This window comes from Clostridium sp. UBA871, from assembly GCF_002295255.1.
GTDB classification, from domain to species: Bacteria; Bacillota; Clostridia; order Clostridiales; family Clostridiaceae; genus Clostridium_J; species Clostridium_J sulfidigenes.
The window spans coordinates 777,684-802,258 of sequence record NZ_DBFV01000004.1 but is presented as its reverse complement, the minus strand read 5'-3'; the positions used below and the strand labels follow the sequence as shown (position 1 = coordinate 802,258).

The window sequence follows — 24,575 nt, the reverse complement described above, 5'->3', positions numbered from 1 at the left end:
CTGAATTACAATTTATTACTTAGGCAATGATACTACAGGGTGATATTATGGATAAATCAATGGTTCAGATATGCTTAGCAGGGATTTTTGGATGTACTATATATTTTTTATATAGCTACATGGGAATTTTACCAGCTGTAGTTTTTATAGTAATTTATATACTTTTACTTAAAAAAGATTTTAAGAAACCCCTAGCTTTTATAGTTATGGGGTTTTCTATGTTGTTTTTTATAAACTGCATTATATATTTTTATTCCATGGACCTAGGGGAAAATATTAAGTGCAGAATTGTAGAGGAAGGGAAGGATTACTATATTGGTAGTCTTCAAAATAGAAGAATTAAAATTTTTCCTAAGAACAAGGATATTCAATTGGGAAGGCAGTACATATTAAAAGGAGAATTTCATAGAAAGGTAGATTATAGTAAAGGCATTGTAGGAGAGTATAACCTGATAGCTTCAAAGCCTTTAAAGGAAGATTTAATATATAAGGGATACTTGATAAAAAGTCATCTTTATAATAAGCTTTTAGCTGTTACAGATGAAGAAGGAGCTGCTATTATACTGGCAGTAAGTGGTGGCGATGATAGCTATATTGATTACGATAAAAGAGAAGAGTTTAATGCTTTAGGTATATCCCATATAATAAGTGTATCAGGACTTCATGTATCACTAATTTATGGAGTACTTCAAAGTATAATTGGATATAAACTAGCTTTAATAGTTCTTTTCTTTTATGTTATATTTACTGGAGGAAAAAGCTCTACCTTTAGAGCCTTTATAATGATATTTTTACTAGTATTAGGCCCTAAGGTGAAAAAGACCTATGAAGGTATATCAGCCTTAGCCTTTGCAGCATTTTTACTTATGTTAATAAAACCTTACTACATATTAGATATAGGTTATGTACTTAGCTTTTTAGCCGTATTAGGAATCTTCACTTTAAATAATAAAATTAAAAGGAAATTTTATAAGCTCCCCAATTTTATAGCCGCCTCCCTTAGTTTAACCTTTAGCTCTATGATTTTTACTACACCCTATATAATAATGAGATTTAATGCTGTGAGTTTAGGTGGACTAATTTCTAATCTATTTCTGATTCCATTTTACACCTTTCTATTAGTTTTAGGTAATCTTCTGCTTCTATTTATTAAGGTTCCAACGGTGTTTAATCTTTTGTCTCTCATTACTAACTCAGTGTTGCTTATAATTGATACCATGGAGGCTTTCTTAGTTAATCTTTTGCCATTACCCTTAGAATTTACTTACATAGAAGGGGTTATGATTCTCATATTATACATAAGTTATATCCTTATAAGAAGAGGGGTGAAATCTTTAAGATACTTGCCTATATTACTATTTCTTTTAACTATAAAGCAGCAATATATAATTTACCCAGAAATAAATTTTATAGGGGGGAAAAAGGCTGATATTGTAGAAATAAACTATGGTACCAGAAAAGTAATGGTATGTAATGAAAAGGTGAAGTTGAAATATGTCTATGAAAATTATAAGGGGTTAGATAGAATCTATGATGAATCTGAAGAAAAGCTAACCTTAAAACTATCAAAGCATTGCATTATAGATGTAGAAGATAAGGATGGAGTTCTCTCTTTACAAATAAATCATAGGGGTAAAATTAGCAATATAATTATAGACAAGGAATATGAAAAAGAAGCCACTCAATGCTGTTATAAAAGCAATTTTTCATCAACAAGTCCAAACTGTGATATAATAAGGATTAACAGAAAAAGAGAAGGAATTATTCTAGGACATTATTATGAAAACTATAAACTCATAGGTGGAGAATTATATCATAATTATGTTCACTAGAATAAGTATTATGCTGAAATAAGTATTATACAGAATTAAAGAGTGGAGGAATTTTTCTTGATAACCTTAGAACAACTTGAAAAACACATAAAAGAAAATAAACTAAAAAATTGTTATATACTTTGTGGTTCTGATGAAGGACTTATAAAGACAGCTATAAAAAAAATAAGAAATTTAAAGATAGATGAAAGTTTTGCTGATTTTAACTATACAAGAATTTCTGGAGATAAATTAGATGTAGATGCTTTAATAAATAATTGCGAAACTATACCCTTTATGAGCGAATATAGAATGGTAGAAATCTTTAGAGCTAACTTTTTAAGAGATAAGGGAGAAGATATAGATAGCCTTAGAAACTATCTTAAGGATATTCCTCCCTATACCTTTTTAATTATGTACTATGTATTTGAAGATGATAGAGAAAAACTTAGTAATAAGGTTAAGAAGCTTCAAAATGTATGTGAGGTTGTAAAAGTTGACAAACTAAAGGGCATGGGTCTTCAAAGTAAAGTAAAAGCCATCTTTGAAGAGAAGGGAAAGTCCATAGGGAAAAGTGAAGTTGGATACTTTTGCTCCATCATAGAAAATAACATGAACATAGTAGATAACGAGATAGAGAAGCTTATTTTATACACTGAAGGAAGGGCGATAACTAGAGAAGATATAATAAAGATGTGTCCCTATGAAAAGGAGAATGATATATTTAATTTAGTATCCTATCTTTCAGAAAGAAATATAAAGGCAGCCATAGATACTTTAAATCAATTGATATATAGGGGTGAAAAACCACCTAAAATATTATCTATGGTAGAGCGTCAATTTAAGCTTTTATTTGCCATAAGAATAAAGGTTGGAAAAGGGATTAGAAAAGAAGACATAGTAAAGGAATATAACCTAAATCCCTATATTGCAGATAAGATGATAGTTCAAAGCAAAAAGTTTTCTCAGGAAGCTCTAAAGAAGAATATAGAAAATTGCATTGAAACGGAAAGTGAAATAAAAAGTAAATCTGTAGATCAAAAGAATGCCATTGAAATGCTTATGGTAAAGACCATGATGAATAAATAAAAAGTTTTAAATTAAATATATGCAAAAAAATAAATAACCGGTGAATACACCGGTTTATTTATTAAGCAGATAATCCATTTAACTTAGCTGCTAATCTAGATTTTTTCTTAGCTGCTTTATTCTTATGTATTATGCCTTTAGAAGCAGCCATATCAAGGGCTTTAACTACAGTTTTAAAGCTTTCTTGAGCAGCAGCAACGTCATTGCTAGCTAGAACAGCTTCAAATTTCTTTATAGTTGTCTTTAAAGAAGACTTTATCATAGTGTTTCTCATAGTCTTAGCTTGAGTAACTTTGATTCTTTTTTTAGCTGACTTAATGTTTGCCATTATTAATTCACCCCCTTGTATTTTTATCAATCTCTCAGCGGCAGCTTTGGGGAAGTCTGCTTACGAGTTTCATATAACAAAAGCTATTATAACATTAAATTTTGCGTACTTCAAGTAGAATTTACCTTTAACATATTAGTATATGAAAGAAACTTTGGGAAAAGATAAATATACATACTAATGTATATAGGAATAATATGAAAAATACCATAAATGAGGTGTGATAATTATGATGAAGAAAAACAAGTCTAAGGATAAAGAAGAAGTAGTTTACAGTGTAAGAACAGATTTAGCTTTAGAAGCTAAAGAGATTTATAGTGAAAATAATCCTGGAAAATTGTCAGGAGTAAAATCGGAGGAATACATAGATAATAACGTTAGAGTTACTGCAGTAAAAATATTAGATGAAGAAGGAGCTAAAAACATAGGAAAACCTATTGGTGAATATATAACCTTAGAATTTCCAGAATTCGTATACTATGATGGTGAGAGAATAATAGATGTAAGTGAAGTTATGGCTAAAGAGTTATCAAAGCTGATTAATCTAAATGAAGATATGGTAGCTTTAGTGGTAGGGTTAGGTAACTGGAATATCACCGCTGATGCCGTAGGACCAAAGGTAGTGTCAAAGATAATGATAAGTAGACACTTAAAAGAATATGTTCCAGATAGCATTGATGAGGGGGTAAGACCAGTGTGTGCTATATCCCCTGGTGTCTTAGGACTTACAGGTATGGAAACCAGCGAAATTATAAAGGGTATAGTAGATAAGGTAAAACCTAGTGTAATAATTTGTATAGATGCTCTTGCTTCTAGGAAGACACAGAGGGTAAATAGAACTATACAGCTAGGTAATACAGGTATATCTCCAGGAGCAGGAGTTGGAAATAGAAGATTAGAGCTCAGTGAAAAGACCCTAGGAGTCCCTGTAATAGCCATAGGAGTGCCTACAGTGGTAGATGCAGGAACTATAGCTAATGATACCATAGACTTAGTTTTAGAAAGCTTAATCAAGTCTTCAACTAAGGGTGGTGCCTTTTATAGCATGCTTAAGGAAGTTGACAGAGATGAAAGACAAACATTGATTAGAGAGGTTTTAGACCCAGAATTAGGGGGCATGGTAGTAACTCCTAAAGATATTGATAAAGTAATAGATAGTGTATCTAAAATAATTGCCAATGGCATAAACATAGCCCTTCAACCAGCTTTAACCTTAGATGATATAAATACCTATTTAAACTAAAGTAATAAAATTTATTCCCTCCTCATATAAATTATTAGAGTAATTAATTATACCTATGTATAACTCAAACAGGGGGGGATACGGTGAATAACAAAAGTAAGACAGATGCTGGAAAGTATTGTTCTAGAGCTATCCTTGCTATAATAGCAGTAGTCATGGTAATATCTATAGGTTTATCTAGGTCTACCCAAGCCTTAGATGATGATAACTTAGAAAGTATCAATAGAACTAACTTTTTTATGAAGCTCATAGGGCAAAGTGTCAGTACTTTAAAGCCAGCAGTAAATAAGGATGATACAAAATTTGTAGGTAATTTTACCTTGAATCCTTTGGATATAGTTAGAAAGGAAATAAGCTTTTTAGACGAAGAAAATTTAAGGGATAAAACTGCTCTTGAGAATGTGAAGGAACATGCTAAGGTAGTACAGAAAATTACAATAAATCCTTTCGAACTAAAAGATACAGACATAAATAAATTTCAAGAAGGGGTAGACGTAGTTGGTGATCCTAAAGATAATTCTAAAAAGAAGATATTGATATATCATACTCATACTAATGAAGCTTATGCAGAAGGAAACGGTGGATTATCTACCACCGTAGCAGGAGTTGGGGATGTTCTTACTTCTGAACTAGAGAAATTAGGCTTTACAGTTGTCCATGATAAAACAATACATGATAAGGCTGATTATAATAGAGCTTATCATGCGTCTAGAGAAACCATAAGTAAAAACATAAGTAGTTATGGAGAGTTTGATTTAATAATAGATCTTCATAGAGATGGTGGTCCTAGAAAAGAAGATGTTACTGGAAACATAAAGGGAGATGATGTTGCAAAGCTTACTTTAGTAACAACCATGCAGGACCCTAAATATCCTAAGCATATAGAAAATGTTAAATCCATATTTGCTATAGCAAATAAGCTTTATCCTGGGTTGTATAGAGAGAGGGGCATTATAGCCTATGACCATGGAGGTATTTTATTTTATAACCAAGATTTAAGTGATAATGCTATACTCATGGAGGTTGGAGCAGATACCAACAAATTACAAGAAGCTAAAAACTCAATGAAATATATGAGTATAGTTTTTGCACAATATTTAAATTCTAAGTAAGGCATCTGAAAATAAATAAATAGACGAGCATTCTGACTTATTTATTTTTTGAAGATGCCTAAGAAAGAATAAAAATATAAGAAAAAGTACATCATTAAATGTGAGGTACTTTTTTTATTTTGAGCACCTATAGGTAAAGGAGAATAGATAAGATGAATAGTAAGACACTAAGGACAGGATTATGCAAGTTTTTAATAATAATTTCAGTAGGATTTATGATATACGGAATTTTAGTGGTAAATATGAATTTACCTCAGGTGGTGAGACAAAGCTCTAGTTTTTATGTAAGCTCTAATGACAGGGATTCGAAGGTTAATATAAAAATAGGGGAATTTAATATAATCCTTAATGGTCAGCCTTTTAGGAATTTTATTAAAGGCACTAAGGTTATAGGAGATACTATTAAGGAACTAGCATTGCCATCTAATGAAACTTAAAAGTTAACATTATAAAGTATATTGACAAGGAACCTTTATTTTATGGTATAATTTACTTTGGTTTATTATCTAACTAAGTATAGTTGATAATTAGATTAGAAACAGTGACTTTAATAAAGAGTTAATATAAATTTACGGGGGTATTTGAGTAGATGCAAACTAACAGACAAAAACACATAAGAAATTTTTCTATAGTAGCACATATAGATCACGGCAAGTCTACTTTAGCAGATAGATTACTTGAAAAAACAGGTACTTTAACAGCTAGGGAAATGGAAGCCCAAGTACTAGATAACATGGAATTAGAAAGAGAAAGAGGAATTACAATCAAGGCTCAAGCAGCAAGACTTATACATAGAACAGAAGAGGGCGAAGAGTATATTTTAAATCTAATAGATACTCCAGGCCACGTAGACTTTAACTATGAGGTTTCTAGAAGTTTAGCAGCTTGTGAAGGAGCTGTATTAGTTGTGGATGCAACTCAAGGTATACAAGCACAGACCCTTGCAAACTGTTACTTAGCCTTAGATCATGACCTTGAAATTGCTCCAGTTATAAACAAAATAGATCTTCAAAGTGCAAGACCTGATGAGGTTAAGCAAGAAATTGAAGATGTTATTGGAATTCCAGCAGATGATGCACCATTAATATCTGCTAAAACAGGATTAAATATAGAGGATGTAATTAAAACGGTTATAGCTAAAGTACCAGCACCAGAAGGGGATGAAGAAGCTCCTCTTAAGGCCTTAATCTTTGACTCTTACTATGACTCATATAAAGGTGTAGTAACCTACATCAGAGTATTTGATGGGGTAGTAAAGCCAGGAACTAAAATCAAATTAATGAATACTAATAAAGTGTACGATGTAACTGAGGTAGGAGTATTTACTCCAGGTCCATTAAAGGTAGATGAACTTAGAGCTGGAGATGTTGGATACTTAAGTGCAGCTATTAGAAATGTAAAAGATGCTAGAGCTGGAGATACCATCACAGAAGCAGGAAGACCAGCAGCTAATCCGTTAGAAGGATATAGACCAGCTATACCTATGGTATTTAGTGGAATATACCCTGTAGATGGAGCTAAGTATGAAACCTTAAAGGAAGCTCTTGAAAAGCTACAGCTTAACGATGCAGCCCTATCCTTTGAACCAGAGACATCTATAGCTCTAGGTTTTGGATTTAGATGTGGATTTTTAGGATTACTTCACATGGAGATAATTCAAGAGAGAATAGAGAGAGAGTTTAATCTAGATATAATTACCACTGCACCTTCCGTTGTTTACAAGGTAGCTAAAACTGATGGGGAAATTATAGAGATTACAAACCCTACTAACCTACCAGAGCCAAGTGAAATATCTTATATGGAAGAACCAGAAGTTAAGGCTTCAATAATATCACCTTCAGATTATGTAGGAGCAATCATGGAGTTATGCCAGGAGAAGAGAGGAACCTTCATAGATATGCAATATATCGAAGAAACTAGAGTTGTAATTAACTATGATATTCCACTTAATGAAATAGTCTATGATTTCTTTGATGCTTTAAAATCTAGAACTAGAGGATATGCATCCTTTGACTATGAACTTAAAGGATATAAGAGAACTCAACTTGTTAAGCTTGACATACTTCTTAATGGAGATGTAGTGGATGCACTATCTATGATAGTTCCAGCAGATAGAGCTTACCACAGAGGAAGATCCATGGTAGAAAAGCTTAAGGAGATTATTCCAAGACAAATGTTTGAGATTCCAATTCAAGCAGCCATAGGAGCTAAAATAATAGCTAGAGAAACTGTAAAAGCTATGAGAAAAGACGTACTTGCTAAGTGTTACGGTGGAGATATCTCAAGAAAGAAAAAACTTCTTGAGAAACAAAAAGAAGGTAAGAAGCGAATGAGACAAGTAGGAAGCGTTGAAGTTCCACAAGAAGCATTCATGGCAGTACTTAAAGTTGACTAGTTAGTAGTACTTATAATTAATTTATTAATGTCATGAAAATTCTTCGCAATGACAATAGGTAATCGGCGTAGAAACAATCATAAATTTCTTAATCAAATTTAGTTTCCTAGCGATTAACCTTGTCATGGAGAAGAATTTTCAGAAGTTAATAAAGTGGATATTAAAGGAGAAGAAAAATGGATACAGTAGGATTAAATACAGTGGGATTATATATTCATATACCATTTTGTAAGATGAAATGTCATTACTGTGATTTTCCTTCCTATAGTGGTAAAGAAAGTTTAATGATGGATTATGCTAAGGCATTGAGTGAGGAAATTAAAGTTTCTTGCCAGGATAAAATTATAAGCACCATATTTATAGGTGGGGGAACTCCCACCTATTTGTGCATTGAAGGGTGGAAAATTATAGAAAAAGCCCTTAGGGGATTAAACAGGATAGAGGAAGGTTTTGAGTTTACTATAGAGGGAAATCCTAAGACTTTTAATGAGGAACAACTAAAAATTTTTAAAGCTATGGGAGTAAATAGAATTTCTATGGGACTTCAAGCTGTGCAACAGTGTCACCTTACTTCACTAGGAAGAATCCATTCCCTTGAGGATTTTAAACATAGCTATGAAATGTTAAGGAATTTTGGTTTCAATAATATAAATGTAGATTTAATGTTTGGACTTCCAGATCAAAGTTTAGCTCAGTGGAAGGAAACTTTAAGTCAGGTTGTAGAGTTAAAGCCAGAGCATATTTCTTGCTACAGCTTAATCATAGAAGAAGGAACTAAGTTTTATAATCTTTATGAAAAGAATAAATTGATTTTACCTGATGAAGATGTAGAAAGAGACATGTATTCTGAAGCAATTAATTTTTTAGAGATAAAAGGATATCACCAGTATGAGATTTCCAATTTTGCAAAGGATGGATTAGAGTGCAGGCATAATAAAATATATTGGAATTTAGAAAATTATATTGGTTGTGGCTCATCTTCCCATTCCTATGTTAATGGCATTAGGTATAGAAATGAAGAAAAAATAGAAACCTATATAATGTCTATGGAAAATAAAAGATCTGCAGTGGTAGAGAGTAATGAAAATTCCTTAAAGGATGATATAGAAGAGTTCATGTTCTTAGGATTAAGAAAAATAGAAGGTATAAGTATAGAAGAATTTAAGAGAAGGTTTAACATCTCCATTTTTGAAAAATATAAAGAAGTTATATATAAGTATGTAAAGTTGGATTTATTAAATTTAAAGGGGGATAGATTATACCTTACTAAAAGAGGTATAGAACTGAGTAATCAAGTGATGTCAGATTTAATTTTGTAAATAATTTATGAATCATATTGACATTGAATTTTATAAATGATATATATTAAATATAGTCATTAGCACTCGTGAGTAGTGAGTGCTAACAAAGAGGTGATAACATGGATATGGATGAAAGAAAGATTAAAATCTTACAGGCTATAATAAATGATTATATAACTTACGGAGAACCTGTAGGTTCAAGAACCATATCTAAAAAATACGATTTAGGAATAAGCTCAGCTACTATTAGAAATGAAATGGCTGATCTTGAAGAAATGGGATTTTTAGAACAACTCCATTCATCCTCTGGAAGACGACCTTCTGATAAGGGTTATAGACTTTATGTAGATAGACTTATGACCCCTAGCAGACTTACAGAAGAAGAGCATGAAACTATAAGACATGACCTGATAAAGGACACATCTATAAGTGAAATAGATAGTATAATTAAGGGTGCTATAGATGTACTTTCTAATATTACTAGACTAACTTCTGTAGTAAAAGTTGCTTCTGTTAAAAAGTCAAGTATTAAGTATATAAAGTTATTAGCAATAGAAAAGCACATAATTTTATCTACAATAATAACAGACAATGGTAATATAAAAAATAATACTATTAGAGTAACAAATCCAGTAGATGACAATAAGCTAGTAAAAGTGAATAATGCTCTTAATAGACTACTTGTAGGGATTAGCATAGAACAAATTACTCTAGATTTCCTTGTTAATTTAAAAAATGAATTAGTTGGTTACGAAGAGATATTTGACTGTATAATTCCTGTTCTTCATGAAACGCTAGTGTTGGGAGATTATGGTGAAATTTATACTAAGGGTGCTACAAATATATTTAACTATCCTGAATATAATAACATCGATAAGGCAAAGGCATTTTTAGGGTTAGTAAATAATGAAGAAAACCTAAATGAAATTCTTAGCAAAGGAAACAAGGAATCTTTATTTATTAGTATAGGAGAAGAAAACTTTGTGGAATGCGCTAAAGAGTGCAGTATAATCACTGCTAGCTATAGTTGTAATGGCCGTATTATGGGTACCATAGGAGTTATAGGACCTACAAGAATCCATTATGATAAAGTTATAGCTGTTCTTGATACTGTGGTTAATGAGATAAACGACAAGATCTCTAGCATATATGATCCAGATTAACTATGGGTTTATATATATTCAAAATTCAAAGTAAATGAGATAAGCATTTAGATTGGAGGAAAGAGCATTGGAAAATAATATGGAAGAAAACCAAGAGCTAGATAAAAAAGATATGGAAGATAATGCGGATGAAATTTTAGAAAATGACCCTTCTGAAAAAGAACAAAATGAAGAGGAAGGCACTTCCGGTGAAGAAACCTCAGAGGTTAAAGAGGAAGATGATAAGGAAGATGAGATGAAAAAATTCAGAAATCGCAAAGAAGAAATTAAAGAGCTTAAAGAAGAAAATGATTCTTTGAAAGATAAATTATTAAGAACTGTAGCTGAATATGATAACTTTAGAAAAAGAACTTCTAAGGAAAAGGAAAATATATATACAGAGGCTTGTGCTGATGTATTAAAGGAAATACTACCTGTATTAGACAATTTAGAAAGAGCTGTTGCAGTAGATGGTAGTGCAGAAGATCTTAAAAAAGGTATTGAATTAACTATAAATCAGTTTACAGCTTCTTTTGAAAAGCTAGGCGTTGAAGAAATCTCATCTGATGGAGAATTTGACCCTAACTTCCATGATGCAGTAATGCATATAGAAGATGAAAACTTAGGAAAAAATCAAGTAGCTGAAGTATTCCTAAAGGGATATAAAAAAGGCGATAAAGTATTAAGACATAGTATGGTTAAAGTAGCAAATTAATCTATGATTTATAAAGATTTTAATCTTTAATTAAAAATAAATGTATATAGTAAATTAGAAGAAAATAAGTGTATTAATTTATAGGAGGAAATTACAATGGCAAAAATTATAGGAATTGATTTAGGAACAACAAACTCTTGTGTATCAGTTATGGAAGGTGGAGATCCAGTTATAATACCAAACGCAGAAGGTGCTAGAACTACTCCATCAGTAGTATCTTTCTTACAAGATGGCGAAAGACTTGTTGGTCAAGTAGCAAAAAGACAATCAATAACAAACCCAGATAAAACTATAATCTCAATTAAAAGAGAAATGGGAACAAATCATAAAGTAAATATAGATGGAAAAGAATATACTCCACAAGAAATATCTGCAATGGTACTTCAAAAATTAAAAGCAGATGCTGAAGCATACCTTGGAGAAACAGTTACAGAAGCGGTTATCACAGTTCCAGCATACTTCAATGATAGCCAAAGACAAGCAACTAAAGACGCAGGAAGAATTGCAGGTCTTGATGTTAAGAGAATTATAAACGAGCCAACAGCTGCATCTCTTGCTTATGGTCTTGACAAAATGGATACAAACCAAAAGATATTTGTATATGACCTTGGTGGTGGTACTTTCGACGTATCTATCTTAGAACTTGGAGATGGAGTTTTCGAAGTTAAATCTACAAATGGAGATACTCGTCTTGGTGGAGATGACTTTGACCAAAAGGTTATGGATTATATAGCTGAAGATTTTAAAGCTTCTAATGGAATTGATTTAAGAAATGATAAAATGGCACTTCAAAGATTAAAAGAAGCTGCTGAAAAAGCAAAAATAGAATTATCATCTTCTACTCAAACAAACATCAATCTTCCATTTATCACAGCTGATGCTACAGGTCCAAAACATATAGATATGAACCTAACAAGAGCTAAATTCAATGAATTAACTCATGATTTAGTACAAAGAACTATTGAGCCAATGAGAAAAGCTCTTCAAGATGCTGATCTTTCAATAGGAGAAATTGACAAGGTTGTATTAGTTGGTGGATCTACAAGAATCCCAGCTGTTGTAGAAGCAGTTAAAAACTTTACAGGAAAAGAACCATCAAAAGGAGTTAACCCAGATGAATGTGTTGCAGCAGGTGCAGCTATTCAAGGTGGAGTTTTAACAGGAGATGTTAAAGATGTATTACTTCTTGACGTTTCACCATTAACATTAGGAATTGAAACTTTAGGAGGAGTTGCTACTCCATTAATCGAAAGAAATACAACAATTCCAACTAAGAAGAGCCAAGTATTCTCAACTGCAGCAGACGGTCAAACATCTGTTGAGATTCACGTAGTTCAAGGTGAAAGACAAATGGCAGCTGACAACAAAACTTTAGGAAGATTCACTCTTTCTGGAATTGCAGCAGCTCCAAGAGGAATTCCTCAAATCGAAGTAACTTTTGATATAGATGCTAACGGTATAGTTAAAGTTTCTGCTAAAGACAAAGGAACTGGAAAAGAAGCTAATATAACTATCACAGCTTCAACTAACTTAAGTGATGATGAAATCCAAAATGCAGTAAATGAAGCAGAAAGATTTGCAGAAGAAGATAAGAAGAGAAAAGAAGCTATAGAAGTTAAAAACACTGCAGATCAAATGGTTTACCAAACAGAAAAAACTTTAACTGACCTAGGAGATAAAGTTTCTGCTGATGATAAAGCTAAGGTAGAACAAAGAATCCAAGTATTAAAATCAGTTAAAGACGGAGAAGATATAGAAGCTATTAAAAAAGCTACAGAAGAGTTAACACAAGAATTCTACGCTGTATCTTCAAAGGTATACCAAGCTGAAGGCGGACAGCCAGGAGCAGAAGGTTTCGATCCAAACAACATGGGTGGAGCAGCAGGAGAAGGAGCAGGAGCTCAAGATGCACCACATGATGACAATGTTGTAGATGCAGATTTTAAAGTAGATGGAGAATAATATTCATTAAATCAGTTAAGGGATGATGAAACACTCATCCCTTAAAACTGATTTTAATGTTAAATTTTAATGTGAAAATTTAATGTTCCCATTAATACATGGTTGCAATTATACATAATATATCTTAATATATTATTCGAAGTAAAATAGGTGGTGAGTTTTAAATATGGCTAATAAAGATTATTATGAAGTACTCGGCTTAGATAAAAGTGCCAGTGATGATGAGATAAAAAAAGCTTTTAAAAAGGCTGCTTTAAAGTATCATCCAGATAGAAATCAAGGAAATGCTGAAGCAGAAGAAAAGTTTAAAGAAATAAATGAAGCATATCAAGTTTTATCAGATCCAGAGAAGAAACAGAGATATGATCAATTTGGTACTGCAGACTTTAACGGAGCCCAAGGTTTTGATGGATTTGATTTCGGTGGAGGCTTTGGCGGCTTTGGAGATATTTTTAGCGATATCTTTGGTGGAGGATTTTCCTCTTCATCTAATAAAAATGCTCCAAGAAAGGGTGCAGATTTAGAATTTAATTTAAATTTAACCTTTGAAGAGGCTGTATTTGGCTGTGAGAAGGAAATTAAAGTTACTAGAAGAGAAAAATGTGAAACTTGTGGAGGCACAGGAGCAAAAAAAGGTACTACTCCTAAAACTTGCTCTAAGTGTAGTGGTAGAGGGAAGATAAATGTTCAAAGAAGAACTCCATTAGGAGTTATTTCTACAACTACAACTTGTGATGCTTGTGGAGGTAAAGGTACTATAATAGAGGAAGCATGCTCAACTTGTAGAGGAACTGGTAAAGAAAGAAAAACTAGAAATTTAACAGTGAATGTTCCAGCAGGTGTTGATACAGGAAATGTAATGCCACTAAGAGGACAAGGTGAAGCAGGAGAAAATGGAGGGCCAGCAGGAGATCTTTATATAAATATAAGAGTTACATCTCATAATATATTTAAACGTAAAGGCTTTGATATCCATATGGAAACTCATATATCCTTTGCAAAGGCTGCTCTTGGTACAGACATAAAGGTTCCAACAGTGGATGGAGATGTTACTTATAAGGTTCCAGCAGGAACTCAACCTGGAACTGTATTTAGATTAAAAGCTAAAGGGGTTCCTAGAGTTAACTCTGTAGGTAGAGGAGATCACTATGTTAAGGTAATAGTAGATGTACCAAAATCTCTTAATGAGAAACAAACAGAAGCTCTAAGAATGTTTATGGAGGCTAGTGGAGAAGCTCCAGAAACTACTGTGGAAAAGAAAAAACACAAAAAAGGAATATTTGGAAAGTAATAAAGAGAATTAATATAATCTACAAATATTTTAAATATAGCTAAAGTCTTGTAATAGTTAATATAGGACTTTAGCTATTTTTAGTGCTTATATATTCTATCACTGTAATTTTCAACAGAGCCAATTTATATTAAAATCTTAAATTTCAGTATATTAATAGTAAAATTAATCATTAGCAAAATAGAGATAACAATATGAATATTTTTAAAATTTAATAATTGACTTTTTTAGACAAAATATTTATAATATTACTGTAGAATTTAATGATATTTTAGGGTTTATTGCGCTTTTATTACTAGTGGTGTAGAAGTTAAGTTTTTTAGCACATGTAAACCTTTTATTCATGTCTGAATTATGTTAATTTCTACAAAATCATAAGATATAACTTTAATAAAAAGGTTGGAGGCAATAACATGAAAATTGAAAAACAAAAGATCTATGACATTACCATTGATACCTTCTATGACATCATTGGTAGTATACTTTATGCTGCTGGTATTTATACCTTTGCATTATCAGCTAACTTTGCTCCTGGTGGAATTTCAGGTTTATCAATAATTATAAACTTTTTTACTAAAATACCAATAGGTATATGTAGTTTATTACTTAACATACCAATAATAATAATTAGTTATAAAGTACTTGGAAAATGGTTTTTAGTTAAATCTCTAAAAACCATGGTAATTTCAGCCTTCTTTATGGATGTAGTGTTTCCACTTATCCCAATATATTCAGGAAATCCTATACTGGCAGCTGTGTTTGCAGGAGTATTATCTGGAGCTGGACTAGCACTCATATATATGAGAAATTCATCTACTGGAGGAACAGACTTTTTAATTCTTTCTGTAAGAAAAAAAGCACCTCACCTATCTATTGGGCAGATTACAATTGCTATTGATGGTTGTGTTATCCTTCTAGGTGGATTAGTATTTGGAACTATTGATGCTGTATTATTAGGAATTATTATGACTATAGCTACATCAACAATAATAGATAAGATTATGTCTGGTTTTGAAGCAGGAAAAATGGCAATGGTAATAACTAATCATGGAAAGGAAATTGCAGATGTCATTGGAAAGGAAGTTGGACGAGGAGTAACTATAATGAATGTTACTGGTGCTTTTTCAGGAGAGAGTCGTCAAATGTTAATGTGTGCTTGCAGTAAATCTCAGGTATATAATTTGCGTAGAATTGTAAGTACCATAGACCCAACAGCTATGACTATGATTTCTTCCTTTGATGAAGCCTTTGGTCTTGGATTTAAAGATAACCTAATTGACTAAGCATCTATAGAACAGTAGAATATTAGGGGTCGATAAAAATTATAGAGCCAAATAAAACTCTTTCTTGCAATAGAAAAGATTCACTATTGCCAAGGAAGAGTTATTTTGTTATTTTGTAATATGTGATATATAATTACACAATAAAGATTATTTAGTGTATAATACCATAGACATCTTTTAAAATGATGGCAATAATATTAATTAAAACCTATTAAATATTGTTCATATAACTTAAGTATAATTTAATGTATAGATATGGAGGAAGTAGAAATGGATCAGGATTGGATTGAAGTAACGGTACTTACCAGCAGTGAGGCTACAGAAGCTGTGGCTGGTTTTCTTTATAACTGTGATGTAGAAGGAGTTTCCATAGAAGATGTGGCAGATGTGGAATTTAAGAAGGAAAACCTGGGCTTTGCAGATTTTATAAATGAGTCAGTTTTAACTATTGAAGAAGGAGCTATGGTTAAAGGGTACTTTAAGGATAGTGAAAACTTTATGAATACACTAAACTACATAAAGGAAAGTGTAGATAAGTTAGGTGAATTTGGCTTTGATAAAGGTGAAGGCATAGTAACTTATCATAAGGTAAATGAAGATGATTGGGCAAATAATTGGAAGCAGTACTATAAACCAGCTAAGGTTGGGGAGCACATTGTAGTAAAGCCTACCTGGGAAGATTATGAAGAAAAACCTGGAGAGGTTGTAGTAGAGCTAGACCCAGGAATGGCATTTGGAACAGGAACCCACGAAACTACAAGAATGTGCATAAAAGCTCTAGAGAAAAAAGTTAAGGGAGATACCACTGTATTTGACATAGGTACTGGTTCAGGAATATTATCTATAGCTGCAGCTAAATTAGGAGCAAAACATGTAGTAGGAGTAGATTTAGACCCAGTAGCTGTAGAATCTGCAAAGAAAAATCTAGAGTTCAACAAAGTAAATAACATCGAAATTCTTTATGGAGATTTAATGGAAGTAGTAGAAGGTAAAGCTAATATAGTAGTAGCTAATATCTTAGCTGATATAATCATGTTTTTAAGTGAAGGTGTCAGAGCCTTTATAGAAGATGAGGGATACTTCATAGCTTCTGGTATCTTAAACACTCAAAGAGATAAAGTTGCTGACAAGTTAAAGACCCTAAACTTTATAATTGAAGAAGTCATGGAAGATGGAGAATGGATTTGTATTATTGCTAAAAAGTAAAATTGTGTGATGGGAGTATATTTAAAATGCATAAATTTTTTGTGGAAGATAATAGCATAAATGAATCTCTGTGCATCATTGAAGGCGATGATGTTAAGCATATATATAAGGTGCTTAGACTTAAAGAAGGGGATAAAGTAAATATCAATAACTGCAAGGGTGTTGAATATATAGGAGAAATTTTAGAGGTAAATAAAAAAGAAGTAAGAGTAAACCTAATTGAAAAGGTTGCTTTAAATAATGAAAGTCCTTTAAGAGTTCAGCTTTTTCAAGGATTACCAAAGGCAGCTAAAATGGATTTAATAGCTCAAAAGTGTACTGAGCTAGGAGTCAGTGAAATCACCCCTATAATTACAGAGAGAGTTGTAGTTAAGGGCAATGAGTCCTCAGAATTTAAAAAGGTAGATAGATGGAACAGAATTGCATTAGAAGCTTGCAAACAAAGCAAAAGAAGTATAATTCCAACTATAAACCAACCTATAGATTTTAATAGCCTAAAGGAAGAGATAAAGAACTTTGATTTAGTCATAGTACCCTATGAAAATCAAGAAAATCAAGGAATAAAATATGTAAAAAACCAAGTATCAGATAAAAATATAGAAACAGCAGCCATTATCATAGGACCTGAGGGTGGCTTTGAAGAGGATGAAATTCAGGCATTAAAGGATGCTGGAGCATTTATAGTAACCTTAGGGCCTAGAATACTAAGAACGGAGACTGCTGGCTTTGTAGCTCTTAGCTTAATTATGTATGAGCTTGGTGACTTAGGAGGAAATTAAAATGAAAGTAGCACTATATACACTAGGATGTAGGGTTAACTCTTATGAATCAGAAGCCATGGCAGAAAAATTCATAAAAGAGGGATATGAAGTTGTAAGTTTTGATGAATTTTCAGATGTGTATGTTATAAATACCTGTACAGTAACTAACATGGGAGATAAAAAGTCAAGACAGATGATAGGAAGAGCAAGACGTCATAATCCAGAGGCTATAATAGCAGTAGTTGGATGCTATTCACAAATAGCTTCCGATGAAATAGCACAAATTGAAGGTGTAGATGTAGTCTTGGGAAGTAGAAATAAAGGAGACATTGTTTACTGGGTTAATAGAGCAAGAGAAGAAAGTAAGCAAGTAGTAGAAGTTAAAGATGTACTTAAAAACAATAAATTTGAACAGCTAGCTATCAATGAATATCAGGATAAAACTAGAGCCTTTTTAAAGATACAGGATGGATGTAATAGATTTTGTTCATACTGCCTAATTCCCTTTGCTAGAGGGGGAGTTTGTAGTAAAGAGCCTGAGGAAATATTAAAGGAAGTAAAAGAACTAAGTAAAAATGGGTTTAAAGAAATAATTTTATCTGGAGTTCACACTGCTTCCTATGGAGTAGATTTAGAAGGTAATTGGGATTTAGTTAAAATCCTAGAAGAGATAAATAAAATAGAAGGAATAGAGAGAATTAGAATAGGCTCTATAGATCCAACCTTCTTCACTGAAGGGGTAATAGAGAAAATCTGTAACCTAGAAAAGATGTGTCCACATTTTCACCTATCCCTTCAAAGTGGCTGTGATGCAACAATTAGAAGAATGAATAGAAAATATACAGCACAGGAATATAAGGATGTAGTAGAAAATCTTAGAAAGTATATGAAGGACGTGTCTATAACTACGGATATAATTGTAGGTTTTCCAGGGGAGTCTAATGTTGAATTTGAAGCTACCTATGAATTTTTAAAAGGTATAAAACTAAGTAAAATGCATATCTTTAAGTATAGTAAAAGAACAGGAACTAAGGCAGCGGAAATGCCTTTCCAAGTAGATGGTCTTATAAAGGAAGAAAGAAGTAAAAAGTTAATAGAACTAAATAATGCTTTAGAAGTAGAATTCATGGAGAAATTCATAGGAAGAGAAATGAGAGTACTTTATGAGGAAGCTATAAGTGGAAAAGAAAACACTTATGTAGGCTATACAGAGAACTATATAAAAGTAATAACAGAAAGTGATGAAAACCTAGAGGGTAAAATAGTGCCTACAAAACTAGCAGCTGTAAAACAAGAAAATATGATAGGAATCATAGAATAATACAAAATATAGATACACTAACATGGATTTTTAGAGTATAATATAAGATATGAGAAATCATATTATACATTATAGGAAACTATAAATGTAGGTTTTTACTACTGAGAATGGAGGTGAAAAAATGTCAGATTGTTTATTTTGTAAAATTGCAAAGGGTGAGATTCCTTCAAATAAGGTCTATGAAGATGATAAGATATTAGCATTTCATGACATAAGTCCTGAAGCACCTGTGCATATTCTTATAATCCCAAAGGAGCACATAAGCTGCGTTAATGATATAAATCATGAGAATAGTAGCATTATAGCTCATATTTTCGCCACCATACCAGAACTGGTAAAAAAACTAGGAATAGATAAAAGTGGATATAGAGTTGTAACTAACACTTTAGACCATGGAGGTCAGACTGTTCCACATTTACATTTTCATTTGTTAGGTGGAAGAAATTTAAAATGGCCACCAGGCTAAAAATAAGGACTAAAAATATGTAAATAAAACTAATGAAAATCTTGACATAAGTTAATGTGAATTGTATAATTGAAAATGTGCTATTTAGGCCTCGCATTGGCTACTTTTAATTAAAATTAAATTGAGCTAGCGGAGGGAGGGATATAAATGTCAGAGATAAAAGTTGGAGAAAACGAATCATTAGAGAATGCATTAAGAAGATTTAAAAAGAAATGTGCAAGATCAGGTGTGCTTTCAGAAGTTAGAAAGAGAGAACATTACGAAAAACCAAGCGTAAAGAGAAAGAAAAAATCAGAAGCTGCTAGAAAAAGAAAATTTAAGTAGAATTTGAAAGAAGGTTTATTAATGTCATCCATTAAGGAAACATTACAGGACGACTGGAAAAATGCTATTAAACAAAGAGATAAGTTTAAAGCAAATGTAATAAGCATGGCTAAAGCTGCTGTTTTAATGGTTGAAAAATCAGGGGCAGGAGAAGTAGATGATAGTAAAGTCATCGAAATTTTAGCAAAGGAAGTTAAACAAAGAAGAGATTCTTTGGTTGAGTTTGATAAAGGAAATAGACAAGATTTGGTTGATCAAACAAAAGCTGAAATCGAAATCTTATTACAATACCTTCCTCAGCAGTTAACGGAAGAAGAAATCCGAAAAATTGTTCTGGAGTCAGCCGAAAAACTTGGTACTAGTAGCATTAAAGATATGGGAAAACTTATGGCAGATGTTAGACCTAAGGTAAATGGTCGAGCAGATGGCAAAGTAGTTAGTCAAATAGTAAAAGAATATTTGAATAAATAAAGAACTCAGTTTACTGAGTTCTTTTTATTTTAAGTAATTTATCATGAAAAGAAATCATAAAATTTAAAAGAGAAACTTTGTAAGTAAAAATTATGATTTAGAGGTGATGAAGTTGAGTGATAAATTAGTGAGGGTAAAGGAAAAGGTCATTTATGGATTAGACTTACCAGTAGATGTAGCCCTTAGTTTACCTAAAATAATAGTGATAGCAAGAAAAGAGGTAACGGTAGAGAATCATAAAGGGATAATAAAATTTAGTGACAGTGAATTAGTTATAAATACAAGTATTGGACCTTTGAAAATTCTAGGTAAGGATTTTGAAATTATATTTGTAGGAGGTACCACCATAACTTTAAGTGGATATTTTAGCTCTATGGTGTATGAAAACTATGAAGAAGATTAATAATTTTAATAAAAGCTATATAACTGTTCAAGTAGATTCCCTTGAAGGAGAAAAAATTCTCAATTATCTTTGGAATAAAAATGTTAGTGTAAAAAATATAAAAAGAAATAATGCCTTTTCTATTACACTAGAAATATCAGTATCAGATTATCTTCATTTAAAAGAAGCTGTTAAAAAAGTAAAGGGAAAAGTAAAGATTTTGCATCGTAAAGGGATAAACTTTTTTTATCTTAGATTAAGTGCTAGAAAACTTTTAATTGCAGGTATTGCTGCATTTTTCTTTATTTTATACTATTTGAGTAGCTTTATTTGGAGTGTGGATATAAATACAGATAAATATCTAGCTCCCCTTGAAGTTAGAAATATACTGAAAAGCTATGGAATAATGGTTGGAAGTAAAAAGGGTTCAATAGATGTTCTAAAAGTTGAAGAAAAGTTAGTTGCTGATATAGATGAAATAATGTGGGTTAAAGTTAGAATTGAAGGCTCTATGCTCACTGTAGATATAGTGGAGAGGCAAGAACCACCAAAGATAAAAGAAAAGGAGTACACAGGAGATTTAGTAGCTAAAAAAAGTGGAGTTATAAATAGAATATATACTAGTGCTGGAACTCCTGTGAAACAACTTGGCACAGTAGTTGACAAAGGTGAGTTAATTGTAAAAGGTCAAGAAGGAAAAGAAGGCATGGAGTTCTCTGTAAAGGCTGAAGGAAAAATATATGCTACTACTTTTTACGAAGAATTTACAAAAGTACCTATATCTATTACCTCAAAAAGAAGAACGGGAAATAAGCAGGTACGATATGGAGTAAATGTAAACAATAATAAAATTTATATTAAGAAATCATTAAATAACTATACAACTTATGATAAAATAGAAGAAAACTGGGGCATCTTTATAAAAGAGACTTATTATGAAACAGAAGAGGTGGAAGAAGCTACTGACACTGACACTGTAATAAAGGAACTACAAAACAAAATTACATTAAATTTAGATAGAGGAGTTAAAATACTAGATATAACTCCAGAAGTTAAAAAGCAAGAGAAGGAATATGAAATTAGAGTATTAGTTACTGTAGAAGAAGATATAGCAGAAAGCCAAGTTGTAGTTACAGAAACAGAAAGAGAAAAGGAAGATGAATCCCCTGAGACTTAAAAAGAGGTGTAAATATGGGACATAAAAAAAGATTATCAAGGATAAGATTTCCAAGAATAAAACCCTATATTACTTTTATAATTACAACTTTAATAGTTTATTTGATTTTAAGCACTGTAGTAGTAAGTAAAAAATATAACCTTCAAGTAGGTGAAATAGCTAAATTTGATATTAAAGCACCAAGAGATGTGGAAGATAAGGTAGCAACTCAAAAGAGTATTGAAGAAGAGCTAAAACACGTACAAGAAACCTATACCTATGATGCTAATATAAGAAAGGGTGCTTTAGATAATATAAATAAACTTTTTGAATTAGTTAAAAAGATAAATTCTGAAAATCCTCCTTATAATCCTTCCAGTGAAGATGATAATGAAAAAATTAAGTCAGAACAGGAAAAAATCAATGGGATAAAGCTGAAAAAGTTAAAAGAGGAAAGTGTTATAAAAAATCTTTCTACTGAAAACTATGGATTACTTTTATCCTTAAATGAGACTGGATTAAATAGCCTAAATGAAGAGATAGTAGATTGTATGAATAATTTATATGATACTACCCCTATATACGAGAATAAACCTCAGGATATAGTTTCAGCACAAGGATATATAACTGCCTTCTTTAATAATACTAGCTATGCTAAAAATGTTAAGGATCTAGCCATGGCCATAGGTTATTCGCAAACTAAGGCTACCTATTTTGTAGATCATGAAAAGACAGAAGAAGCGAGACAAAACATAACTAAAAATGTAACACCTGTAATCTATAAAAAGGATCAAACTATAATAGCAGAAGGTCAACCTATTACTGAATCACAAATTGAGCTTCTAAATGACTTAGGCCTCTTAGGTAATGATAAATCTACGGGCATTTATATGAACCTAGTTTTACTTCTAGTTGTTGCAGGAGTATTAGGATTACAGTGGAGATATATAAAAGAAAAGCGCAGAGACATATATGAAGATAATAGTAAGGTTATCCTGATAAACCTACTGACAGTACTAACTGTAGTATTAGCTAGGATATCTATTCTCATATCTCCTTATGTTATACCCTTTGCTTGTATTTCAATTTTATTATCTGTACTAATTGATAGTAAAACATCTGTAACCATAGGAATATTAAATGTAATATTTATATCCTTTATTGTTAAATTTTCAGTAGATTTAACTCTTATAGCTATGGTCAATGCAGTAATAGTTCCAATGGTATTAAAAAGGGTTCAGCAAAGAAATGACATATTGTATTCTTCCTTGCTCATTGGAGCTATAAATGTAGTATTTACTGGTGCCATGGGATATTTCCTAAGCACTAATGTGACTAGTATAATCAATAAGGCTATGCTTACAGGAATATCTGCTATAGTATCAGGAATATTAGCCATAGGAATACTGCCAGTTTTAGAAAATATATTTGATGTATTAACTAATATTAAACTTCTAGAGTTAGCTAACCCTAATCATCCCTTAATGAGGAGATTGCTTTTAGAAGCACCAGGCACTTATCACCACTGTGTGTTAGTTGCAAACTTAGCAGAGATGGCTGCTGAAAGTGTGGGAGCCAATCCAATACTAGCTAGGGTAGCCTCCTATTATCATGATGTTGGAAAGCTAGAAAGGCCCTATTATTTTAAGGAAAATCAAATAGGTATAGTAAATCCTCATGATGATATGTCACCAGCTATGAGCTCTGCCATAATACTATCCCATGTGGAAGATGGGGTTAAATTAGCAGAAAAATATAACTTACCTGAAGGCATCACTGATGTTGTGAGAGAGCATCATGGAGATTCTCTCGCTAAGTATTTTTATATAACTATGAGAAATAAAAGTGAGAATCCCGATGAGGTAAATGAGGCAGATTATAGATATGGTGGACCACCACCAAGATCAAAGGAATCTACCATTATAATGTTAGCAGATGGGGTTGAAGCCTCTGTAAGGTCCATTAATAAGCCTAACAAAAAGAAGATAGAAGAAATGGTAAATAACATAATTAAGAGTAGAATTGATGAAAATCAGTTTGTCAACTCTGACCTAACCTTTAAAGATTTAGAGAAAATAAGAGAGAGTTTTCTAAAGGTTCTATCTGGAATTTACCATGAAAGAATTGAGTATCCTAAAGACAAGATTAATTTAACAAAAGAAAACAATGAAAAAAACCTTGAAGAAGATAAAGAAGTTGTATCAACTAAGGAAGAACAGTTTAAGTTAAAAGAGCCAGAAGCAGTTATACAAACTAAAGAAGTTGAAAAAGAAAAGCAGATATAGGATAAATAGGAGATAAAATATGATTTATATGGACGATAGGCAAAGTCTTATTTCCGTTGAAAAAGACTTAGAAGAAAATATTAAAGAAATTATAGATTATGCTTTAAAAGAGGAACAGGTTCTGATTCCCTATGAAGTAAGTCTAATTTTTGTAGATAATGAGGCCATAAGAGAAATAAACTCAGATACAAGAGGAATAGATAGGGCTACAGATGTACTATCCTTTCCCATGCTAGACTATGATGAGAAAAAAGTATTCAAGGAGTGCTATTTAGAACATGAATTTTCAATTATTGATTTAAATGAAGGAAATTTAGTCCTTGGAGATATTGTGTTATCCTTAGAGAGAGCAAAGGAGCAGAGTGAAGAGTTTGGACACTCATTTATAAGAGAAGTGTGCTACTTAGTAACTCACTCCATTCTTCACTTGCTTGGATATGATCACATGGAAGATGATGATAAGGTAATAATGAGAGCTAGAGAAGAAGAAATTCTAAGTAAGTTTAACATTGAAAGATAATAGATTATATA

Annotated in this window: 23 protein-coding genes; 22 read left to right on the top strand and 1 reads right to left on the bottom strand. The window is 31.9% G+C overall.

Features of this window, described 5'->3' with window-relative positions:
* The first annotated feature begins 47 nt into the window (after positions 1-47).
* On the top strand, positions 48-1,832 hold the full coding sequence (locus B3086_RS09855; protein WP_346893327.1) for a ComEC/Rec2 family competence protein: 1,785 nt from the start codon (positions 48-50) through the stop codon (positions 1,830-1,832).
* A 57-nt stretch (positions 1,833-1,889) separates the two neighbouring features.
* Positions 1,890-2,900, top strand: coding sequence for a DNA polymerase III subunit delta (holA, locus tag B3086_RS09850; RefSeq protein ID WP_346893325.1), 1,011 nt, complete (start codon positions 1,890-1,892; stop codon positions 2,898-2,900).
* Between the two features lie 61 nt (positions 2,901-2,961).
* Here holA and rpsT read toward each other — a convergent pair whose 3' ends face one another.
* Positions 2,962-3,228, bottom strand: coding sequence for a 30S ribosomal protein S20 (gene rpsT, locus B3086_RS09845; protein ID WP_035128853.1), 267 nt, complete (start codon positions 3,226-3,228; stop codon positions 2,962-2,964).
* 229 nt (positions 3,229-3,457) lie between these two features.
* Here rpsT and gpr point away from each other — a divergent pair, with 229 nt between their 5' ends.
* The 20 genes from gpr (at position 3,458) to ybeY (ending at position 24,564) form a co-directional block, all read left to right on the top strand.
* Positions 3,458-4,471, top strand: a complete 1,014-nt coding sequence (gpr, locus tag B3086_RS09840; protein WP_346848414.1) for a GPR endopeptidase — start codon at positions 3,458-3,460, stop codon at positions 4,469-4,471.
* Positions 4,472-4,554: 83 nt separating this feature from the next.
* Complete coding sequence (locus B3086_RS09835; protein ID WP_346848415.1) at positions 4,555-5,583, top strand: stage II sporulation protein P; 1,029 nt, start codon at positions 4,555-4,557, stop codon at positions 5,581-5,583.
* A gap of 152 nt (positions 5,584-5,735) precedes the next feature.
* Positions 5,736-6,020, top strand: a complete 285-nt coding sequence (locus B3086_RS09830) for a hypothetical protein (protein WP_346848416.1) — start codon at positions 5,736-5,738, stop codon at positions 6,018-6,020.
* A gap of 152 nt (positions 6,021-6,172) precedes the next feature.
* Positions 6,173-7,978 (top strand): translation elongation factor 4, encoded by a 1,806-nt coding sequence (gene lepA, locus B3086_RS09825; protein ID WP_346848417.1) that lies wholly within the window; start codon positions 6,173-6,175, stop codon positions 7,976-7,978.
* Between the two features lie 176 nt (positions 7,979-8,154).
* Positions 8,155-9,297, top strand: a complete 1,143-nt coding sequence (gene hemW, locus B3086_RS09820; protein WP_346848418.1) for a radical SAM family heme chaperone HemW — start codon at positions 8,155-8,157, stop codon at positions 9,295-9,297.
* A gap of 107 nt (positions 9,298-9,404) precedes the next feature.
* Positions 9,405-10,442 (top strand): heat-inducible transcriptional repressor HrcA, encoded by a 1,038-nt coding sequence (gene hrcA / locus B3086_RS09815; RefSeq protein ID WP_346848510.1) that lies wholly within the window; start codon positions 9,405-9,407, stop codon positions 10,440-10,442.
* 67 nt (positions 10,443-10,509) lie between these two features.
* Positions 10,510-11,136 (top strand): nucleotide exchange factor GrpE, encoded by a 627-nt coding sequence (gene grpE, locus B3086_RS09810; protein ID WP_278245209.1) that lies wholly within the window; start codon positions 10,510-10,512, stop codon positions 11,134-11,136.
* A 96-nt stretch (positions 11,137-11,232) separates the two neighbouring features.
* Positions 11,233-13,098 (top strand): molecular chaperone DnaK, encoded by a 1,866-nt coding sequence (dnaK, locus tag B3086_RS09805; protein ID WP_346848419.1) that lies wholly within the window; start codon positions 11,233-11,235, stop codon positions 13,096-13,098.
* Between the two features lie 166 nt (positions 13,099-13,264).
* Positions 13,265-14,389, top strand: a complete 1,125-nt coding sequence (dnaJ, locus tag B3086_RS09800) for a molecular chaperone DnaJ (protein WP_346848420.1) — start codon at positions 13,265-13,267, stop codon at positions 14,387-14,389.
* Positions 14,390-14,802: 413 nt separating this feature from the next.
* Complete coding sequence (locus B3086_RS09795; RefSeq protein WP_346848421.1) at positions 14,803-15,672, top strand: YitT family protein; 870 nt, start codon at positions 14,803-14,805, stop codon at positions 15,670-15,672.
* Positions 15,673-15,942: 270 nt separating this feature from the next.
* The gene (gene prmA / locus B3086_RS09790; RefSeq protein ID WP_346848422.1) at positions 15,943-16,878 is read left to right on the top strand and encodes a 50S ribosomal protein L11 methyltransferase; all 936 of its coding nucleotides are present in this window, start codon (positions 15,943-15,945) and stop codon (positions 16,876-16,878) included.
* 26 nt (positions 16,879-16,904) lie between these two features.
* Entirely contained in the window at positions 16,905-17,657 is a 753-nt protein-coding gene (locus B3086_RS09785) for a 16S rRNA (uracil(1498)-N(3))-methyltransferase (protein WP_346893323.1), read from the top strand.
* Position 17,658: 1 nt separating this feature from the next.
* Entirely contained in the window at positions 17,659-18,960 is a 1,302-nt protein-coding gene (mtaB, locus tag B3086_RS09780; RefSeq protein ID WP_346848423.1) for a tRNA (N(6)-L-threonylcarbamoyladenosine(37)-C(2))-methylthiotransferase MtaB, read from the top strand.
* Positions 18,961-19,081: 121 nt separating this feature from the next.
* Entirely contained in the window at positions 19,082-19,426 is a 345-nt protein-coding gene (locus B3086_RS09775; protein WP_035128885.1) for a histidine triad nucleotide-binding protein, read from the top strand.
* Between the two features lie 147 nt (positions 19,427-19,573).
* Positions 19,574-19,750, top strand: a complete 177-nt coding sequence (rpsU, locus tag B3086_RS09770) for a 30S ribosomal protein S21 (protein ID WP_035128888.1) — start codon at positions 19,574-19,576, stop codon at positions 19,748-19,750.
* 21 nt (positions 19,751-19,771) lie between these two features.
* Complete coding sequence (locus B3086_RS09765; protein ID WP_035128891.1) at positions 19,772-20,221, top strand: GatB/YqeY domain-containing protein; 450 nt, start codon at positions 19,772-19,774, stop codon at positions 20,219-20,221.
* Positions 20,222-20,333: 112 nt separating this feature from the next.
* Entirely contained in the window at positions 20,334-20,624 is a 291-nt protein-coding gene (yqfC, locus tag B3086_RS09760) for a sporulation protein YqfC (RefSeq protein WP_346848424.1), read from the top strand.
* Positions 20,611-21,780, top strand: a complete 1,170-nt coding sequence (yqfD, locus tag B3086_RS09755) for a sporulation protein YqfD (protein WP_346848425.1) — start codon at positions 20,611-20,613, stop codon at positions 21,778-21,780. Before yqfC ends, yqfD begins: the two co-directional genes overlap by 14 nt.
* A 14-nt stretch (positions 21,781-21,794) precedes the next feature.
* Positions 21,795-24,044 (top strand): HDIG domain-containing metalloprotein, encoded by a 2,250-nt coding sequence (locus tag B3086_RS09750; protein ID WP_346848426.1) that lies wholly within the window; start codon positions 21,795-21,797, stop codon positions 24,042-24,044.
* Between the two features lie 19 nt (positions 24,045-24,063).
* Complete coding sequence (gene ybeY, locus B3086_RS09745; protein WP_346848427.1) at positions 24,064-24,564, top strand: rRNA maturation RNase YbeY; 501 nt, start codon at positions 24,064-24,066, stop codon at positions 24,562-24,564.
* Positions 24,565-24,575 lie beyond the last annotated feature (11 nt).

Bases quoted from the DNA above. Each gene is read 5' to 3' on its own strand.
- gpr (WP_346848414.1), top strand. From the start codon at position 3,458: ATGATGAAGAAAAACAAGTCTAAGGATAAAGAAGAAGTAGTTTACAGT.
- prmA (WP_346848422.1), top strand. From the start codon at position 15,943: ATGGATCAGGATTGGATTGAAGTAACGGTACTTACCAGCAGTGAGGCT.
- B3086_RS09775 (WP_035128885.1), top strand. From the start codon at position 19,082: ATGTCAGATTGTTTATTTTGTAAAATTGCAAAGGGTGAGATTCCTTCA.
- B3086_RS09855 (WP_346893327.1), top strand. From the start codon at position 48: ATGGATAAATCAATGGTTCAGATATGCTTAGCAGGGATTTTTGGATGT.
- lepA (WP_346848417.1), top strand. From the start codon at position 6,173: ATGCAAACTAACAGACAAAAACACATAAGAAATTTTTCTATAGTAGCA.
- B3086_RS09795 (WP_346848421.1), top strand. From the start codon at position 14,803: ATGAAAATTGAAAAACAAAAGATCTATGACATTACCATTGATACCTTC.
- dnaJ (WP_346848420.1), top strand. From the start codon at position 13,265: ATGGCTAATAAAGATTATTATGAAGTACTCGGCTTAGATAAAAGTGCC.
- B3086_RS09830 (WP_346848416.1), top strand. From the start codon at position 5,736: ATGAATAGTAAGACACTAAGGACAGGATTATGCAAGTTTTTAATAATA.
- rpsU (WP_035128888.1), top strand. From the start codon at position 19,574: ATGTCAGAGATAAAAGTTGGAGAAAACGAATCATTAGAGAATGCATTA.
- yqfD (WP_346848425.1), top strand. From the start codon at position 20,611: ATGAAGAAGATTAATAATTTTAATAAAAGCTATATAACTGTTCAAGTA.
- hemW (WP_346848418.1), top strand. From the start codon at position 8,155: ATGGATACAGTAGGATTAAATACAGTGGGATTATATATTCATATACCA.
- ybeY (WP_346848427.1), top strand. From the start codon at position 24,064: ATGATTTATATGGACGATAGGCAAAGTCTTATTTCCGTTGAAAAAGAC.
- B3086_RS09765 (WP_035128891.1), top strand. From the start codon at position 19,772: ATGTCATCCATTAAGGAAACATTACAGGACGACTGGAAAAATGCTATT.
- rpsT (WP_035128853.1), bottom strand. From the start codon at position 3,228: ATGGCAAACATTAAGTCAGCTAAAAAAAGAATCAAAGTTACTCAAGCT.
- hrcA (WP_346848510.1), top strand. From the start codon at position 9,405: ATGGATGAAAGAAAGATTAAAATCTTACAGGCTATAATAAATGATTAT.
- B3086_RS09785 (WP_346893323.1), top strand. From the start codon at position 16,905: ATGCATAAATTTTTTGTGGAAGATAATAGCATAAATGAATCTCTGTGC.
- B3086_RS09750 (WP_346848426.1), top strand. From the start codon at position 21,795: ATGGGACATAAAAAAAGATTATCAAGGATAAGATTTCCAAGAATAAAA.
- dnaK (WP_346848419.1), top strand. From the start codon at position 11,233: ATGGCAAAAATTATAGGAATTGATTTAGGAACAACAAACTCTTGTGTA.
- mtaB (WP_346848423.1), top strand. From the start codon at position 17,659: ATGAAAGTAGCACTATATACACTAGGATGTAGGGTTAACTCTTATGAA.